This is a genomic window from Burkholderia sp. BCC0322, from assembly GCF_902833045.1.
Lineage (GTDB): Bacteria > Pseudomonadota > Gammaproteobacteria > Burkholderiales > Burkholderiaceae > Burkholderia.
Window position 1 is genome coordinate 1 of sequence record NZ_CADFDU010000030.1, and the last position, 2,160, is coordinate 2,160.

Genomic DNA, 2,160 nt, shown 5'->3' on the forward strand with positions numbered 1-2,160 from the left:
GACGCCCAGGTCTTTTTTTAGGAGTTCATTCGCCTTCTTCAACAGGTCGTGTTCAAGCTGCAGATTGCGAATGTCGCGCCGGAGCTCTTCGACCTGCCGCTCCAGTTCGTCCCGATTTGTCTCTGCGGGTGACCCCTTGTCGCGTTTCATGGATGCAGGAGCCTCTCGGCCGAGTAACTGGTTCTTCCAGTTGTACAGTGTCACCCTGTCGACGTCCAGCTTTCGCGCCACCGCCTGTGCACTTCCTTCCCGTGTGCACAGTTCGTACACTGCGGCCTGCTTGGACGCCAATGACACGGCCGGTCTGCCCGCCTTGCTAACCACGCATTTCTTGGTTTCCGGATAGCGCTCACGAACCCACCTCGACAGTATCTCGCGACAGGGATAGCCCAATGCCCTGAGGGTGAAGGTAATGCAGCGCCCGTGGTTGACGTAATGCTCGAGTGCCGAGTTCTTCTGCTCCTCTGAGTACTTCGGCTTTACGCGAACATACCCCTTCTGCAGATCGCCACTCTTTTCGAATTCGTCACACCACGCCTTGAGAGAATTCTTCGTCGGGTAACCCAACTGGCGGATGGTTGCCTTGATGCGCTTCCCGAGCTTCAGGTACAGCTCGACCGCCCGAACACGCTCTTCGTATGAATACATGGACTACCTCCAAAGTAGTCCAAGATTTTGTCCGCATCCCCCTGCGTTCAAGGCAGCATTTTGTCAGTGCGCGAACGTGTCCGGCGCGTCGGTCAAGCGTCGATGGGTCAGGTTGGCCGTCCAGTCAAAACCGGGAGCCACCGGCGCGTCGCCCACGACCGGCGGCCGTTCGGCGCGCAATGTGTTGGCCAGTGCGATCAACGTGCGCGGATCGTCAAGCGAGTCGGGGGCGGGTACCGGTGCCGGCGCGGCGTTCGCGTAGACATTTTGCGACGAAGCGCTTGCCGGGTGCCGCGCTGGCTGCGTGCGTGTGGCGACTCGTTGCAACGCGGGCGAATCGTCGTGTGCCGCTGCGGCAACCGAACGCCTATCGCTTGCGTGCGATTGCGGCGGGGAAGTTGCGGCGAGTCGTTGCATATTGCGTGCTGGGCCGCGGCTCGGCGCTTCGACGGACGGATTTGATACGTCGACTGCCATCTGCGCGTTTGCAGGCTGCGTGATTGTGCGATGCCGCTCGGCCTGTGCGGTGGCGCGGGCAAGCGTGGCTGCCCGCGGCTGCGTAGCGGGCTGGGGTGTGACGGTGCCGGATTGCGTTGCCTTTGACAGCGCCAAGCTGTTCGACCTCGGCGTATGCGCCACGATCAGCCAGCCGATGATGCTCAGCGCGCTGACGCTCCAGCAAGCAGCGGCTGTCGCGAGCCGCAAGCGGGACGCGGAGCTGGGCGCCGCTGCAGGCAACTCCGCGCGCGATGGGCTTGCTGCCGGCCCCTGCGCGGTACCGTTCAGCGGCCACCAATGGCAGGTTCGATGTGGTGTGTTGACGTCGATGCACGATGTCTTGATCCCGGCGAGGCGACACTCGCCGATGGGTGCGTCACGCGTGCCGAGAAACGTCCACTCGTGGCCGAAAGGAATGCCATCGAGCGGCATAAGCCGGGGGCGGGCGAGCTCACCTTCGACGTTGACGAGCGGTGATCGATCCATGATTTAAAGTTTGTCGCACGGCATACGCGCAAAGCACGAGACCAAGCAGATACCTGCGTTCATGCCATTGTTGTCAATGCGACCGCGCTTGCCAATAAGAAAAATCTGACTTCATTGTGGGAGGCTATGTTTTTCGTCAAGCGTTAGGGGCTGACTTTGGTCGACTCGTGTCGGTTGGCGCCCGTGACCGTGACGGCTGGTGGGATACCGCGAGCGTCTACGTCGATGTGCGCTTCGCCCCACGCTTTCCTCGATCCGTCGGGTTAGGGCCGGTTTCCTGGTCCCCGGGGGCTGGAAACACTGGCGCCATCAAGACTTGTCCGCTCCCAATCAATCTGGTGGTGCTCGCGCAATCGACGGAGCATCGCATCGCCAAATGCAATCGCGCCCACACGCCACCACTTGCCAGTCTCGTAGACGTCGCCAGCACGTCATACTGCTGCCGAAACCGAGCTCTTGCGGCAAGTCTTCCTAAGGAATACCGGTTTGCAGCACATACAGGATGCCATTCAGCGCTGCGCGGTCATT

The 2,160-nt window shown here is 61.2% G+C and carries 2 protein-coding genes and 1 pseudogene; all 3 read right to left on the reverse strand.

The window, feature by feature from the left end; all coding sequences use genetic code 11:
• A partial coding sequence (locus HWX39_RS35405; protein WP_175972106.1) for a transposase occupies positions 1-648 on the reverse strand: 648 nt, incomplete at its 3' end.
• 63 nt (positions 649-711) lie between these two features.
• Positions 712-1,632, reverse strand: coding sequence for a hypothetical protein (locus HWX39_RS35410; RefSeq protein ID WP_175972107.1), 921 nt, complete (start codon positions 1,630-1,632; stop codon positions 712-714).
• A gap of 161 nt (positions 1,633-1,793) precedes the next feature.
• Positions 1,794-2,160 (reverse strand): annotated as a pseudogene (locus HWX39_RS35415) (transposase); the annotation flags it as partial.